Source organism: Marinomonas sp. G8-14, from assembly GCF_055808935.1.
The window spans coordinates 1,627,142-1,641,976 of the sequence record NZ_CM147891.1; the positions used below are offsets into that span (position 1 = coordinate 1,627,142).

The 14,835-nt window shown below is 45.7% G+C and carries 13 protein-coding genes; 7 read left to right on the forward strand and 6 right to left on the reverse strand.

Annotated elements, in window-relative coordinates:
• Window positions 1–144: 144 nt before the first annotated feature.
• From purU to AC0L6V_RS08435, 5 genes are all read right to left on the reverse strand, one after another.
• Window positions 145–1,002, reverse strand: a complete 858-nt coding sequence (purU, locus tag AC0L6V_RS08415; RefSeq protein ID WP_111636686.1) for a formyltetrahydrofolate deformylase — start codon at window positions 1,000–1,002, stop codon at window positions 145–147.
• A 117-nt stretch (window positions 1,003–1,119) separates the two neighbouring features.
• The gene (gene rlmKL / locus AC0L6V_RS08420) at window positions 1,120–2,484 is read right to left on the reverse strand and encodes a bifunctional 23S rRNA (guanine(2069)-N(7))-methyltransferase RlmK/23S rRNA (guanine(2445)-N(2))-methyltransferase RlmL (RefSeq protein WP_418139080.1); all 1,365 of its coding nucleotides are present in this window, start codon (window positions 2,482–2,484) and stop codon (window positions 1,120–1,122) included.
• The gene (locus tag AC0L6V_RS08425) at window positions 2,403–3,287 is read right to left on the reverse strand and encodes a THUMP domain-containing protein (protein ID WP_418138924.1); all 885 of its coding nucleotides are present in this window, start codon (window positions 3,285–3,287) and stop codon (window positions 2,403–2,405) included. Before AC0L6V_RS08425 ends, rlmKL begins: the two co-directional genes overlap by 82 nt.
• Before the next feature lie 120 nt (window positions 3,288–3,407).
• Window positions 3,408–4,448, reverse strand: coding sequence for a quinone-dependent dihydroorotate dehydrogenase (locus AC0L6V_RS08430; RefSeq protein ID WP_111607698.1), 1,041 nt, complete (start codon window positions 4,446–4,448; stop codon window positions 3,408–3,410).
• Between the two features lie 83 nt (window positions 4,449–4,531).
• Window positions 4,532–4,753: a DUF2835 domain-containing protein gene (locus tag AC0L6V_RS08435; RefSeq protein ID WP_265219256.1), complete on the reverse strand. Its 222-nt coding sequence runs from the start codon at window positions 4,751–4,753 to the stop codon at window positions 4,532–4,534.
• 130 nt (window positions 4,754–4,883) lie between these two features.
• Between AC0L6V_RS08435 and AC0L6V_RS08440 the strand changes: the two genes are divergently transcribed.
• From AC0L6V_RS08440 to AC0L6V_RS08470, 7 genes are all read left to right on the forward strand, one after another.
• Window positions 4,884–5,852 (forward strand): AAA family ATPase, encoded by a 969-nt coding sequence (locus tag AC0L6V_RS08440; RefSeq protein ID WP_265219254.1) that lies wholly within the window; start codon window positions 4,884–4,886, stop codon window positions 5,850–5,852.
• 201 nt (window positions 5,853–6,053) lie between these two features.
• Complete coding sequence (locus AC0L6V_RS08445) at window positions 6,054–6,812, forward strand: DUF58 domain-containing protein (RefSeq protein ID WP_265219252.1); 759 nt, start codon at window positions 6,054–6,056, stop codon at window positions 6,810–6,812.
• On the forward strand, window positions 6,812–7,309 hold the full coding sequence (locus AC0L6V_RS08450) for a DUF4381 domain-containing protein (RefSeq protein ID WP_265219250.1): 498 nt from the start codon (window positions 6,812–6,814) through the stop codon (window positions 7,307–7,309). The genes AC0L6V_RS08445 and AC0L6V_RS08450 overlap by 1 nt, the downstream gene beginning before the upstream one ends.
• Window positions 7,302–8,315, forward strand: coding sequence for a vWA domain-containing protein (locus AC0L6V_RS08455; RefSeq protein WP_265219247.1), 1,014 nt, complete (start codon window positions 7,302–7,304; stop codon window positions 8,313–8,315). The genes AC0L6V_RS08450 and AC0L6V_RS08455 overlap by 8 nt, the downstream gene beginning before the upstream one ends.
• A complete protein-coding gene (locus AC0L6V_RS08460) occupies window positions 8,312–10,063 on the forward strand; it encodes a VWA domain-containing protein (protein ID WP_418138925.1) in 1,752 nt (583 codons plus the stop codon). Before AC0L6V_RS08455 ends, AC0L6V_RS08460 begins: the two co-directional genes overlap by 4 nt.
• Window positions 10,057–11,910, forward strand: coding sequence for a BatD family protein (locus AC0L6V_RS08465; protein WP_409419663.1), 1,854 nt, complete (start codon window positions 10,057–10,059; stop codon window positions 11,908–11,910). Before AC0L6V_RS08460 ends, AC0L6V_RS08465 begins: the two co-directional genes overlap by 7 nt.
• A 30-nt stretch (window positions 11,911–11,940) precedes the next feature.
• Entirely contained in the window at window positions 11,941–12,840 is a 900-nt protein-coding gene (locus tag AC0L6V_RS08470) for a Dyp-type peroxidase (protein WP_418138926.1), read from the forward strand.
• Between the two features lie 121 nt (window positions 12,841–12,961).
• Here the strand turns inward: AC0L6V_RS08470 and AC0L6V_RS08475 are convergent, their stop codons facing one another.
• Window positions 12,962–14,785 (reverse strand): SurA N-terminal domain-containing protein, encoded by a 1,824-nt coding sequence (locus AC0L6V_RS08475; protein ID WP_265219240.1) that lies wholly within the window; start codon window positions 14,783–14,785, stop codon window positions 12,962–12,964.
• Window positions 14,786–14,835: the final 50 nt, after the last annotated feature.

The following is a 14,835-nucleotide window of genomic DNA, read 5'->3' on the forward strand; positions in this document are numbered from 1 at the left end:
ACTAGCCGTCTCTTAATGAATTGTTTTATTAACTATAGACTATAGACACTTTTTTCAAGAAAAAATTTTATCGTACTAAGATGACAAAATAAAAAAGGGAAGGCCGTGGCCTTCCTTTTTTTGCTTAACCTTGTAGTAGTGGCGTTATTCTGCAAACACGACGGTTTTATTGCCATGTACGAGTACGCGGTCTTCTAGGTGGTAGCGTAGGCCACGTGACAGTACGAGTTTTTCGATGTCTTTACCTAGGCGAACCATGTCTTCTGCCGCGTGGCTGTGGCGAACGCGAATCACGTCTTGTTCGATAATCGGGCCGGCATCTAGGTCTGCTGTCACATAGTGGCAAGTGGCGCCGATCAATTTCACGCCACGAACCGCGGCTTGGTGGTAGGGTTTCGCACCAATGAAAGACGGCAAGAAGCTGTGGTGTATGTTGATGACTTTGTGGCGGTATTTCTCGCACAAGTATTCAGGGAAAATCTGCATGTAGCGAGCCAATACTATGGTGTCGGCGCCAGACGCATCAATGCAGGCTTCAATTTCTTGGAAAGCGGGCATTTTGTTTTCTTTTGGCACGGGAATGCAGAAGTATGGAATCTTGTACCATTCGACCATGGAGCGAAGGTCTTCGTGGTTGGCAATGACGCCGACGATTTCGCAGTTCAGCTCGCCTGTGTGCCAGCGATGCATGATGTCGTTTAAGCAGTGAGATTCTTTGGTGGCAAGGAGTACCACTTTAGGACGATCTTCACTGTCTTTTACGTACCAGCGCATGTTGAATTCTTCTGCGATGGGGGCGAATTCTTTGCGGAATGTCTCAACATCGATGGACAAGCTTTCTGCGTCGATGTCATGACGCATGAAGAACCATTTTTGCTCTAAATCTGTGTGGTGGCTGGCTTCCATAATGGAGCCTTGGCGCTCGTTCAAAAACTGACTCACGGCCGCTACAATGCCCACTCTGTCGGGGCAACTAATCACAAGTCGAAATGTTTTTTTCATACTAAAAACTTATAAACCTTAAAACGTATTAAACCTAAAAAAACAGGGCTAAATCAGGTGTTTAGCCCTTGATATGTTTGCGAATTATACCGAATAAACTCACGTGTGCTTAGTCAGTTATGATTTGTGTTTAATGATATAGCACTGATGAATTTTGTCATTACGATCAAAGTCCGGATCTAGCGTTTCACGAGTGATGTTCTTCACCTCAAACTCGTGCTCTAACGCTTCATCCAACACAAAGCGACGGTAGTTATTGGAGAAGATTAATTCGCCTCCTTTCGCCAATCTTGCCATGGCCAAACGCACTAGCTCGCCATGGTCGCGTTGGATATCCAACACATCGGCCATTTTTTTCGAGTTCGAAAACGTGGGTGGGTCCATAAAAATTAGATCAAAGGTGTCGCGGCTTTGTTTTAGCCATTCGATGCAGTCTGCACGTTCTACTTGATGATATCGATCCGAAAATTCATTCAGTTCGATATTACGACGCGCCCACTCGGTATAGGTGTTCGACATGTCAACACTCAATGAACTGTGCGCCCCACCCTGACCCGCGTGCACGGATGCTGTTGCGGTATAGCAAAAGAGGTTCAAGAATCGCTTGCCGTTGGCTTTGTCTTGAATCAATTTACGAACAGGACGGTGATCAAGGAATAAGCCAGTATCCAAGTAATCTTTCAAGTTGACGATGAAGTCACAGCCATACTCTTCTACAATCATTTCGTGTTTTGTCTGATCGAATTTTTCGTATTGCTCTTTGCCTGTCTGTCTTTGACGCTGCTTCAAGATGACCTTGGCCTCTGAAATATTCAAGGCACTAGGAATCGCAGACATCACGTCGAACAAACGCTGTTTGGCTTTTTCAGGGTCAACGCTCTTGGGCGCTTGATACTCTTGAACGTGCGCCCAATCTTGGTAAATATCAATGGCCACTGAGTATTCTGGCATGTCAGCGTCATACAGGCGGTAACATTGAATCTTGTTTTTCTCGACCCATTTTTTCAGCTTTTTGGCATTCTTTTGCAGACGATTGGCAAACATTTGCGCGCCCGGCGTCATCACCGATTGCGCGACCACGTCTTCTTTTATGTTGCCTGCCAATAAGGGGAACTGATAAGCACGACACTCGATACCACCGTTAATCACTCGGGTGCTTTTTTCAGGTCGAGCGGGAATTTGACGCGCCAAATGATCGTTGCTGGTGAGCATCATAAACTGCCAGCCACGCACATGGTTGACAACCCATTCGCCCAATTGACGATACAACGCAATCAAGGCCATTTCATCGCCAATACGCTCGCCATAAGGAGGGTTGGTAATTAATAGACCCAGCGCATCAGGGTTGATATCGAATTCATGCTCTTGAAACGACGACATGGTGACATCAATAACGCCTGTCAGCCCTGCACGCTTGATGTTTTCACGGGCGGCCGCGATGGCTTTTTGCTCACGATCTGTGCCTTGGAAACGAATACCCAATGTGGCTGGATCTTTTTGCGGTTCTTCGCGAAGTCCATTAGCTGTTGCCACATACGATGGTCGTGCTGCTTCCAGCCCTTGAATCCCCAATAGGAGCGACGTAAACCTGGTGCAATGTCCAAAGACATCATCGCGGCTTCCACTAAAAATGTACCAGAACCGCACATAGGGTCGATAAGTTGCGTCAAGCCGCAATCGGTTCCCCAACCTGCACGCAGCAAAAGACCGGCGGCTAGGTTTTCTTTAAGCGGTGCCATGCCGCCTTGTTGACGGTAGCCACGGCGGTGCATACTTTCGCCAGATAAATCGATACTCACCGTCACGACGTCACGTTTGATACGCAAGGCAATGCGGACTTCTGGCTGTTCTTTTTCAACGTTAGGACGTTCGCCAGACAAGGCCACAAAGTAATCGGCTATCGCATCTTTGGCGCGCACGGCACCAAATTGTGTGTTGCGAATATGGTGGTTGGTACCGTGACAGTCAATCGCCATGGTATTGGTAGCGCTCATGTGATCAGACCACTGAATCGCTTTTACACCATTGTATAGATCGTCGGCCGATTCCATTTTAAAGTTAGCAATTGGCAACATAACGCGAGTCGCAACACGTGACCAAAGGCAGGCTTTGTACATGCCTTCTAGATCTGTGGTTAGCTTCACCTGAGCTTCACCCAATCGGGTTTGCGTTAGGCCTTCGCCATGCAACTCTTTTTCTAAGACATTTTCTAACCCAAGAGGACAGGTTATTTCTAATGCGTAAACCTGACTTGCTGAATCAGTTGTCTGTAATATCGTGCTCATTTATAAAATACTTTTTTAAATTTCAATGAAGGTTTCGAAACGCAGAAAGGCGAGATCGTGTCCCGCCCTCTTATAAAACAAGGTGCAAAAATACGCAGCGCCTTGTTTTCTATTCGATCTTTAGATACCGAGATCAAGCTCACGGTAATAAGCATCAGTGCTGGCTATGGCTTCCTTGATTAACTCTGGTCCGTGATAAATAAAACCTGAATAAATTTGTACTAGGCGTGCCCCTGCTTGCAGCTTCTCTACCGCATCTGCACCACTGGAAATACCCCCCACGCCAATAATAGGCAGTGTGTCTTTCAAGTGTTCAGCCAGTACTTTTACCACATGGGTTGAGGCGTCACGAACCGGTGCCCCACTCAAACCACCTGCTTCTTTTTCAAAGGCATGACCGACAACCGCATCGCGGGATAGTGTCGTGTTGGTGGCAATAATACCATCAACGCCCTGTGCTACGAGGGTATCAGCGACCATTTTAATTTCATCGTCTGTCATATCTGGGGCGATTTTTACCGCTAATGGAACACGTTTCCCCTGTTCCGCCTCATAACGGTCACGCGCCGCAACCAATGGCGCGATTAATTGCGCCAAGCTTTCACCAAATTGCAAGCTGCGAAGACCAGGCGTATTTGGCGAGCTGATGTTGGCGGTGATGTAATCCGCGTAAGGAATAACCGACTCTAAACACGCCAAATAATCTGCTGCAGCGTCTTCTACCGAGGTGGTTAAGTTTTTGCCAATATTGACACCCAACACGCCTGGATAGCGATGAGATTTAATACGCGACACGAGATGATCCACGCCTTTGTTATTAAAGCCCATGCGGTTGATGATGGCTTCGTGTTCGGGCAAACGGAACAAACGTGGCTTAGGATTCCCCGCTTGGCCTTTCGGTGTCACGGTGCCCACTTCGACAAAACCAAAACCTAACGCGCCTAACGCTTCAAAGGCATCGGCATTTTTATCCAGCCCCGCTGCCAAACCCACCGCATTGGGGAAACGTAGCCCCATTACATCAACCGGTCTGGTAGACGGTAATCCGCCTAGAAATTTGTTCAACCCCAACCGACTGCCTGCTGCAAGAAGATCCAATGACAATTCATGGGACACTTCAGCGTCCAATTTAAAAAGTAACGAGCGGGCAAGTTGGTACATTGTTAAGGCTCCTAGGCGATTAAGATCAGATAAATGCCTTATCCGATCTGTGCTGTCTAATTTATGTGGTCTTCTAATTCGTGCTATCTAACTTTAGTGACGGCAATCAGCTTATTCGTGTCATCAAATTCTACTTCAAAAAAACCGTAAATCCCTTGATGGGTCACAAACCGCTGAAAAGCCGACAAAGGCAGCTGGACTTTACGCCCATCTAGACTGTTTGCGACGAGGTTTTTTGCCGCTCCAGCATACATAGCTTCATATTTAAACGCAGGCAGGGCCACATTTAATACAATTTTTGCCATTTTGTTCGTCCTGTGCTTACGCTACCCTTACAGAAAACGCTCTGTGCGTAAAGATTTGAATCCGATAAGATGAAGTCTATTATATTGCGTTGACACTTTTTTTGATAGAAGTATAAGGAACCTAGGTTCGATGGTAACTGTAATTGAGCAATTAAAAGATCACCTAAATCATGCCGTCGTTGGTCAGCCAGATTTAACTCATGAATTACTCGTCGCTTTAATCGCTAATGGCCATGTGCTGCTTGAAGGGCCTCCTGGCATCGCCAAAACCACCGCGGCAAAAGCCCTAGCTGGCGCAATCGACAGTCGTTTCCAGCGTATTCAGTTCACACCAGATTTATTACCCGGCGATGTGACGGGCTCTGATATTTACCAGCAAGAAACAGGGAAATTTAGTTTCGTCCCTGGCCCCATTATGAATGATATCGTGCTGGCGGATGAGATCAACCGAGCGCCTGCCAAGGTGCAATCAGCATTACTGGAAGCCATGGGGGAAAGACAAGTCACGGTGGGCAATCACAGCTACCCACTGTCAGCGCTGTTTTTTGTTATCGCCACACAAAACCCAATAGAGCAAGAAGGAACTTATCCTTTGCCAGAGGCGCAGCTTGATCGTTTTATGATGAAGATCAATCTTGGTTATCCGAGTGCAGCCAGCGAATTAGATGTACTAAGACTGGTTCGCCAACAAGACTTACACAAGACTTCAGCAAGCAAACCACAACCCATTTGCAAGCCCCATGATATTCTTGAACTTCAACATAAAGCTTTATCCTTATATATGTCAGAAAGCGTTGAGCAATACATAGTGCAGCTTGTTATGGCCACTCGCCAACCTGAACGTTACTTGGGCGAAGCGGGCAAAGGCACTAATTTGATTGAGTTTGGAGCGAGTCCACGGGGTACGCTTGCGCTGGATCGTTGCGCTCGAGCCAATGCATTATTAAACGGCAGAGACTTTGTGACACCAGATGATGTTCGCCAAGTTGCCTTGCCAGTATTGCGCCATCGCATCATTACCACGTTTGAAGCACAAGCCGCTGGATTATCGGTTGATGATTTATTGAAGCGATTGATCAGTCATGTGCCAGCACTGTAACTCAAAGCATAGTCACTCATAGCATAGTAGTAAAAGGCAATAGCACAATGAGCTCCATTATTATCACCTGAATCGCCAGAGCTGGATGACGCCCACTTTTCGCTGCTGGCAAACTATGCCAAACATTTAGGACGAGCGCCAAAAGCCATTCGTTTTGCCACTCAATCTGGTGAACGTCGCTCGCGACAAAAAGGCCACGGCATGGAAATGCTTGAGCTGCGGGCCTATCAAGCCAGCGACGATTTGCGCCACATAGATTGGCGGGTAACCGCTCGCACTGGCCACGCTCATACTCGATTGTATGCCCAAGAAAATGACCACCAGCGACTTCTCTTGTTAGACCTGTCTAGTAGCGCCTATTTTGGTACTCGCCATACCTTTATTTCCACACGCTTTATTCAGCTCGCTGGGATTATCGCATGGCGCTCAAAACAACAAGGCGACACACTGTCTTATCGCATGACCTATGGCGATCAAGAGCATGCCAGCAATAAAGTGGCCACATTGTCGACCCTGCTAAGCACCCTAAAAGACGCCTCTAAACTAGTGCATCGATCCTGTGACCATAACACGGTCAGTATTTGGTCCAATACCCCACTGACCCGCAAAACTCATAATAAAGATGTGATCATCCTGACGGACAAACAAAGCTGGAATGATGACGAAGAAAGCGCATTGATAAAGCTAGCCGAGCACAATACTGTTCACTGGATACAAATCATTGATAGTAACGTCTTTAATTTACCCGCTGGACAATACCAAATAGCAGACAACAGCGGCATTCAATCGGTCTCTATCAGCAAAAACAGTATGCAACAGGCAAAAGCCGATTTTCTCTCACAAAACACCTTAATGCGTAACAAACTAATGTCTTTTGGTGTTCGCCATCAAATATTTGATATCACAGAATCTCCCGAAAAAATCGCCCGTTATCTATTGTCACAAGGAGCACTGCACTAATGTCTGCCGCGCTCACGCCAGTTCAAGCTCCGTCACAGGTCATTGACTTACCAAACAAAGCCTACATGCTGCCGCAATCCGTCCCTATGTGGCCACCCGTGTGGTGGACTTGGCTAATAGTTGCTGCGATTGTTTTGTTATTAATCGGCGCACTGATCTTTTACTATCGACGATACAAGAAGCGCACTTACCGACGCGAAGCCTTAGCCGGCATTACCCAAAAAGCGGGCAAACTTAACGACAAAGACTGCATTTTACTGTGTCACGAAATGGTTCGCCGCTGCTTGATGAGTGAAGGAAAAATAGAAACCGCGGCGCTACCAAGCAAAACGCTGTTTGAAATATTAGACAAAACCTTGCCCACAAAACGACAATTTTCAGTCATTGGCAACGAATTTATCGATGGCCCTTATAGAAGTCAGATTGAACTCACCAAACAACAACGTACTGCCATGCTAAAAACAACCTGTTATTGGATAAGGAAACACCATGCTTGAGCTATCTTGGCCTTGGTTTCTCCTTCTTTTACCTTTGCCTTTTTTTATGTATTTCCTCCCCAAAGCCAAACCCAAAGGCGACGGTATTTGGTGGGGAAATACAGGACAGTTAATCCATCATCAAGACCGTAAAGCAACGTCCAAAGGTCTATCATGGCGCTACCTACTCCTGCTCTTGTCTTGGGTGCTGTTAATCTTTGCTATGACACGACCTGTTTGGTTTGGCGAGCCAACAAAAGTCACGCCCTCTGGACGCGATTTGCTTATTGCTTTGGATTTATCTGGTAGCATGCAAGTCACCGATATGACGCTCAATAATCAATCGGCAAACCGACTAGAAGCCGCAAAATCGGTTCTCTCTGATTTTATCCAACAACGTCGTGGTGATCGGATTGGTATTATCGTGTTTGGCTCTAAAGCCTATCTGCAAGCCCCGTTAAGTTTTGATACCAAAACCATTAATCAGCTGGTGCAAGAAACACAAATTGGTTTTGCTGGCGAACAGACTGCCATTGGTGATGCCATAGGTTTAGGTATTAAACGCTTGGAAGACAAACCATCCGATAAAAAAGTCCTTATCCTAATGACGGATGGCGCGAATACCGCTGGCCGCGTCCAGCCGCAACAGGCAGCCACCTTTGCGGCGTCGCAGAATGTCAAAATACATACCATTGGTATTGGTGCCGATAGCATGATTGTACAAAGCTTCTTCGGACCAAAAGCGATTAATCCATCCACTGACCTAGATGAAACGCTATTGAAGAATATCGCCGCGCAAACCGGTGGCGAATATTTCCGCGCTAAAAGCACGGAAGACCTGCACGCTATCTATCAAACGCTTGACGCCTTGGAACCCACCCCCGCCGAAGAGGTATGGCAACGCCCACTAACCAGCTTATTCCATTGGCTAGGGTTAGCCTCCATGCTGTTTTTTGGTTTGGCCCTACTGACCAGCAACTCCTTGTCATGGAACCGAGAAATTTGGCGTAAAGGAGACAAAGCATGATGCTGTTTGATGCGGTGCATTTTGAACGGCCTTACTGGCTAATTTTACTCCCTATTACCCTGCTATTGGCTTTGTTTATTACGGCAAAAAGCGCGAACAAAAGCACACTCAATAAAGTGGTCGACCCACGTTTAATGCCGCATTTGGTCTATCAAAATAGCGCCAGCAATACGAACAAGTGGCTTGGTTTAATCGCAATATCACTGTGTTGGATTGGCTTGGCGGGCATCAGCTGGACAAAAGCACCCACTACCATGTTCGAAAACACCCAAAAAACCGTTTTGGTTGTCGATCAATCTTTATCCATGTACGCGACCGATATCAAGCCCAATCGACAAACTCAATTAAAACAGACGATACGAGATATACTAGAGCAAAGCAAAGAAGGCGACATTGCGCTGGTGGCATTTGCTGGCGAGGGTTTTGTTATTAGCCCTTTTAGCCAAGATAGAGAAACCATTACCCATTTTTTGCTGGCATTAGATCCGATCATCATGCCAACGTACGGCAGCAATCTAACCAGTGGCCTCGAAGCAGCACTTTCGCTCAGTACGGATGATACCTTGCCACTGCGCCTTATTGTCTTAACGGACGACATTAGCGAACAAGATAAAACCGCCATTCCAGCATTGTTTAAAGATAAAAACATACAATTAAGCCTCATTGCGGTTGGCACAACCAATACCACTTTCATCCAATTACCCGATGGGCAAGTGCTCAGAAAAAATGGAAAAAACGTTACACCCATTACCCCGATAGACGAACTCAAGAATATGACAACTGCCCTTGGCGGGCAGTTTTATCAGGGTCGTTTGACGCCGCAAGAAATCACACAAATCACCAATACTTCAATGGACAATCAACAGACTCAAAAAGCTCAAAACAAAAGCATTCATTGGATAGAGCAAGGCCACTGGTTTGCTTTGCCCTTTTTACTGTGGCTAGGGATCCAGTTTAGAAAAGGCATGCTTTTTATGCTGTTACTTGGCGTATTGTCTTTTCCTGCAGAGAAGTCATACGCCTCACCACTGGATTGGTTTTTAACACCAGATCAAAAAGGTCAGCAGGCGGTAGATAAAGGCGATTGGCAAACGGCCGATCAATATTTCCAACGCCCTGATTGGAAAGCGGCCTCCGCTTACGCGTTAGAAAATTATCCAGACACCATTCAGCAACTTGATAACCTCAGTAGAAACGCTGCGGAGAATTATAATTTGGGCAACGCATTGGCCTTGTCTGGCGACATTGAAAAAGCCATCCAAGCCTATGGAAAAGCCTTGGAACAGGACCCTTCTTTCAAGGCGGCCAAAGAGAATCTGGACTACTTAAAGCAACAACAATCACAACAAAACCAGCAACAAGAACAAAAAGATAACGAAAACAAAAACCAACAAAATCAAGAACAAGAGCAAAAACAAGAACAAAACCAGGACGACGCTTCCCGTTCTAGCGACCAAAATGACGCCAAAGAGTCATCTGACTCAAAAAATGACAATAAAAAGAACGAAAAACAAGACAAGAACAAAACACCTGAGGATAATAAGCAAAATGAACACTCAGACAATGAAAACCAAGACGAAGCGGAAAAAATACCGCTGAATAAAGAAAAACAACAGGCATTAAACCAGTGGCTAAGGCAAATCCAAGACGACCCTGGATTATTGCTGCAGCGCAAACTTTGGTACTTACACCAAGAAAAACGCAATGACACTCGATTTTCGCAAGAGGATGGGCAAAACCCATGGTAACAAAGCAATATTCCCTTTCATTAATTTCGCAAAACACGCTGAAGCGCCTGTTTTTCTCACTAATGATGGCTGTGCTTTTTATTGTGCTTTCAAGCTCTCTTCAAGCCGCCAGTGTTACCGCGACGCTTAATAAAAATGTCGTCACCGAAAATGAAGTGGTCCAACTTACGCTGCGCGCTGATTTTTCCAATACCGGAAACGGTCCAGATCTCACTCCCCTTGAGCGCGATTTCAACATCTTAGGCAAAAGCCAAAACAGCCAGTTTAGTTTTAATCTCGGCACCAGCACTGCGTTGAACTTTTGGGTTGTTAGCTTAATGCCAAAATCGGTTGGTACCGTTGAAATCCCGCCGATACAAATAGGCGACCTTCAATCGCAACCCGTTAGACTCACGGTCAAAAGCTCTCCTCAGCTACTGGACAGTAATGGCAATCCGCCAGTAATGCTAAAAGCAGAAGTATCTGAAACAGAGCCATACCTTCAACAAGAAATCACGCTCAGCGTGAAGCTTTATACATCTGTCGCGCTGCAGAATGCCAATCGAGCAATACCCTCTCATCCTGACTTGATCATTGAAAGACTGATAGATGACCAGATGAGTTATCAGACGATCAATGGCACCCAGTACCAAGTCATCACACGAGAGTATATGGTGTTTCCACAGCGTAGTGGCCAAGTCACTATACCACCACAAAGCATCCAAGCCATGGTCAACACCTCCACTGGACGCCGAATGATCAAGGTGCAAAGTGAACCTTTGAACCTTCAAGTTATTCCTATTCCTGCAAGCTACACAGCAGATGCTTGGTTGCCAAGCGAAGCCGTCACCGTATCCACTTCGCTCACAAAATCAGACGCTTCACCAAGAGTGGGCGATACACTGGTTTGGACCATTGATATAAAAGCGAAAGGCGCATTGCCAGAACAAATTCCAGCGGTAGACTTTAATAGCACACGCCTCTACAAACTGTATCCTCAACCACCGAAATTTGATACTCAAAAAACCGCTGCGGGGGTCATAGGCAGCCAGAGCATAACGATTGAAGTTGTTCCAACTCAAGAAGGCACACTGGTATTGCCCGACATTAATATCCCTTACTGGGACACAGAAAAACAAGCCATCAGCGTGGCCAGTGCGACCACGCAAAGCATCGAGATTGCGCCACTACCCAGCAGCACAAACAAAGCCAGCGATTCAACACCAACACCGCCCGTTGTAAGCGAAGCATCACCAGAGCCAACGCGTTCTATGGCTCCCATCTCTCTGGCAAAAAAACCTGTAGAGCCTTCGCAACCACCGCAACAAGTGGCCGAACCTAATACCCAAAACCAACCCAAGCCTTTGGCGGTGAAAATCACACCCGCACATGACGGTTATACGGTTCGCCAGTACCTCATCGCTGGGTTGCTTCTACTGGCAGCGGTTATGACGGCCAGTTGGGCTGTGCTGTGGTTCAAACGCAAGAAAACAGAGCCAGAAAATACTTACCAAGTTCCTACGTTGCAGGACTTTGCGCCACTCAGCACTTACGATGAGCAGAGCGCGTTTAAAGCCTTAATGGAATGCTGCAACCAAAACGATCTACCTTCCCTAAGACCGAGTTTGTTAGAATGGGCACGTCATCGCTGGGGCGACAATGAAATTCGCAGCGTCGATGATATCAAACGCCTCACAACTGTTCAGGTTACACAATTACTAATGGAAGCTGAATTGATGCTGTACTCAAATAACCCAGCTCATGAATGGCAAGGACACCCTCTTGCCGAAGCGCTAGAAGAGTACACCAGCGGCCAAGCCAAGCCGTCTCAGGCTAGTCAACTGAAAACACTCTACCCCAATTTCTAATGACCTTTAGCGTCAGTAAGGACGACCATAATGACACCTTTTCAATCCGGTATTATTGCCGAAGCATCTAGTGACGCTCTCTTTATCACACTTAATGTCAATAAATCCGAAATCAAAACGTTTAAAGACACGTTAGCGGCCGCCCCTCGGCTAATCGAAGGAATGCAACAACAATTTCCTGATGCGGCGCTGCATGCCAGTATCGGCCTTAGCAGCCAAATATGGGACACGCTAGACACTAAGCGCCCACAACTGCTGTCTCCTTTCCCCCACATTGTAGGCCAAGAAACAGAAATCTTGCCGACGGACGTGGACCTTGTGCTACATATTCGCTCTTCTCGTCGAGATGTGACCTACCAGTTAGGCACCACATTGTTTGCCGCCTTTGGCAAAAGCGTTACGCTGGTAGAAGAAGTCAATTGCTTTAAATATCTAGATAACCGTGATTTGACAGGGTTTGTGGACGGCACAGAAAATCCTGAAGGAGAAAAACGCAAAGCGGTGGCACTCGTTGATGACGAGGATCCAGACTTCAAAAATGGCTCGTATTTTAATTTAATGCGCTTTGTCCACGACCTAGCCAAATGGGAAAAAGAAGACTTAAAAACCCAAGAGGATATTTACGGTCGAACCAAACACAGCAACCAAGAGTATCCTTCTGCAGAAAAATCTGTTCATGCTCATACCAAGCGAACCTCATTAAAAGATGAGCAAGGTCGCTCTTTGGAAATCTTGCGTCACAGCATGCCTTTCGCCTCTTTAACAGAAAAAGGCCTCATGTTTGCAAGCTACAGCAAAACCCCTGTCATTTTTAATCAAATGCTCGAAAGTATGGTAAAAGGCGATGAACAGGGTAATACAGATCACCTTATGAAATACACTCGCGCCACAACAGGCCAGGCTTTTTTGTGCCCTCGAACCACTGGCTAATGTCTTTAGTTTGATTTCAACAAAACAAACATCACCTCAGCTCATTGATCCACAAGAACCGTCAAACAAAAAAAAGCCACTTCATGATAGAAGTGGCTTTTTTGTTACGCGTAATAGTAATTTATCTTTCTATTTTTGCATTATTTTTCAAGAAGTCTTGCTGACCTTGCGTGCTAAGAGTCGCTTGAGTCTGACTCAAGTAACGCTCATAAGCTAACTTTTGATCATCAGGTGCAACGTCATTACCCACATCGACCTTATTCAGACGAATCAAAGCCAAATCCCCATTAGACAACCCCTTGATTGCCACAACAGGCTTATCATCTGGGTGCGGCATAGAGAAAGCCAATGATGTCATTTCGTCCTGACCACGCTGTGCATCGCTCACAGAAGACCAAGCAGTACCTTCCGCGTCTTTCGCCGCTTCTGCTTTCGCTCTAAGCGATTCTACTGCTTTGTTTTGCACAACAATCGAAGCCACTTGCTCTTTTGTTTCTTCATAAGATTGGAAAGATTCTGGCTTATGATCATTTAAATGAATCACAACCACTTGGTCTTCGTTCAATTCAATCAAATTACTGTTTTGACCGTCTTCCAATACCGGCACATCAAACGCCGCTGCAATCACCGCAGGGTTGCTTGATATCTCATCAGAGCCGCCATCGCGCCCAAAGTAGGCACTTTGCAAGACATCGACGCCGTACTCTTTAGCGATTGCGTCTAATTTATCACTTGCATACGCCAAATCCGTAATATCCTCGTGCGCAGTCAACAAAGCGTCTCTGGCTTTCTCATCTAATAGCTTTTGCTTTAGATCCGCTTCTAGTGAAGCAAAGCTAGGCACATCTGGCTTAGTGATATCATCTAACTTGATAACATGGTAACCAAACTGTGTTTTTACTGTTCTCACTTCGTCTTTCTGCATTGAGAATAACGCATCATCAAAAGCCTGATCTATGGTGCCTTTTTCAACGTAACCTAAATTACCACCATCGTCTTTAGAACCAATATCATCTGAATAGGTTGCCGCTAAATCGGCAAATGCCTCACCAGATTTCAACTTCTCTTGAATCTCATCAACACGTTTTTGCGCGTCAGCATCACTGCGATCCGATGTTTCTATCAAAATATGCGATGCTGATCTTTCTTCTTGCGTCAAACCTGAAATAGAAGCTTGATATGCTTCTTGTAATTCAGCATCCGTGACGTTTACTTTGCTATAAAAATCGGCGCTTGAAACAACCACATAATTCACTTTCACCTGTTCTGGTGTCTTGAAATTGTCTTTGTTTGCCTCGTAGTAAGCTTGTAATTCTTCTTCTGACACATTCGTATTTTCTGACTCGCTTGCTAACGAGAAAGAAACATAATCATAAGAACGCTGCTGAGATTGCAGCTTCGCAACACTATCAACCTGATAAGGCAAAACAAACTCAGAACCTGCAATCGCATTACGTGGCTGCTGAATCAAAACATCCTGCTTAATTCGCTCTTTAAAAGCTAAAGGCGTAAAGCCAAGTGATCGTATAAAGTTCAAATATTTGTTTTGATCAAATTGTCCATCCGTTTGAAATTGTTCAGCTTGCAACAAGTAAGCATTAACTTGAGCATCAGACACTCCCAAGCCTAACTCTTTAGCCTGATTCGTTAGTACGACACGCTGAATAAGCTCTTCCAATGCACGACGCTGTAATAGGTTATCTTCCAACAATGCAGGGTTAACTTGACCGCCCATCATAGAAATCAACTGACGACGCTGAGTTTCTGCGCCTTGCAACATTTGTGTTCGAGAAATATCGACCCCATCCACTTCGGCAACCGTATCGGATGAGTTAAAACTTTGAACCAAGGCGTCTACGCCAAATAGAGCAAAAGTCACAACGATAAAACCAACAATGATCTTTACCACAATGCCTTGTGACTTATCTCTTATATCCTGGAGCATTACTGCCTCCGAATGAATGAATTAAATGACAAATAAAAAAGGTGCATTCC

Excerpts from the sequence above, each read along its gene's own strand:
- purU (WP_111636686.1), bottom strand. The coding sequence starts at position 1,002 with ATGAAAAAAACATTTCGACTTGTGATTAGTTGCCCCGACAGAGTGGGC.
- AC0L6V_RS08425 (WP_418138924.1), bottom strand. The coding sequence starts at position 3,287 with ATGAGCACGATATTACAGACAACTGATTCAGCAAGTCAGGTTTACGCA.
- AC0L6V_RS08430 (WP_111607698.1), bottom strand. The coding sequence starts at position 4,448 with ATGTACCAACTTGCCCGCTCGTTACTTTTTAAATTGGACGCTGAAGTG.
- AC0L6V_RS08435 (WP_265219256.1), bottom strand. The coding sequence starts at position 4,753 with ATGGCAAAAATTGTATTAAATGTGGCCCTGCCTGCGTTTAAATATGAA.
- AC0L6V_RS08440 (WP_265219254.1), top strand. The coding sequence starts at position 4,884 with ATGGTAACTGTAATTGAGCAATTAAAAGATCACCTAAATCATGCCGTC.
- AC0L6V_RS08445 (WP_265219252.1), top strand. The coding sequence starts at position 6,054 with ATGGAAATGCTTGAGCTGCGGGCCTATCAAGCCAGCGACGATTTGCGC.
- AC0L6V_RS08450 (WP_265219250.1), top strand. The coding sequence starts at position 6,812 with ATGTCTGCCGCGCTCACGCCAGTTCAAGCTCCGTCACAGGTCATTGAC.
- AC0L6V_RS08455 (WP_265219247.1), top strand. The coding sequence starts at position 7,302 with ATGCTTGAGCTATCTTGGCCTTGGTTTCTCCTTCTTTTACCTTTGCCT.
- AC0L6V_RS08460 (WP_418138925.1), top strand. The coding sequence starts at position 8,312 with ATGATGCTGTTTGATGCGGTGCATTTTGAACGGCCTTACTGGCTAATT.
- AC0L6V_RS08465 (WP_409419663.1), top strand. The coding sequence starts at position 10,057 with ATGGTAACAAAGCAATATTCCCTTTCATTAATTTCGCAAAACACGCTG.
- AC0L6V_RS08470 (WP_418138926.1), top strand. The coding sequence starts at position 11,941 with ATGACACCTTTTCAATCCGGTATTATTGCCGAAGCATCTAGTGACGCT.
- AC0L6V_RS08475 (WP_265219240.1), bottom strand. The coding sequence starts at position 14,785 with ATGCTCCAGGATATAAGAGATAAGTCACAAGGCATTGTGGTAAAGATC.